The organism is Comamonas jiangduensis (assembly GCF_030162955.1).
GTDB lineage: Bacteria > Pseudomonadota > Gammaproteobacteria > Burkholderiales > Burkholderiaceae_C > Comamonas > Comamonas jiangduensis.
Genome location: NZ_JARXOV010000067.1, coordinates 1 through 202 on the forward strand (window position 1 = coordinate 1; position 202 = coordinate 202).

The following is a 202-nucleotide window of genomic DNA, read 5'->3' on the forward strand; positions in this document are numbered from 1 at the left end:
GTATGCCCGCCGCATATTGGGCTGGCGGGTCAGTAGCCACATGCGCACGGACTTTGTGGTTGATGCGTTGGAGCAGGCGCTGTATGCAAGGCGGCCTTCAAGTGACACGGAGCTCATTCATCACTCCGACAGGGGCAGTCAGTACGTTTCCATTCGCTACACAGAACGTTTAGAGGAAGCTGGCCTGATGCCTTCGGTGGGA

Annotated in this window: 1 protein-coding gene; it reads left to right on the forward strand. The window is 57.4% G+C overall.

All coding sequences use genetic code 11. From position 1 onward, the window contains the following. A partial coding sequence (locus QEP12_RS17015) for a DDE-type integrase/transposase/recombinase (RefSeq protein ID WP_284215000.1) occupies nucleotides 1–202 on the forward strand: 202 nt, incomplete at both ends.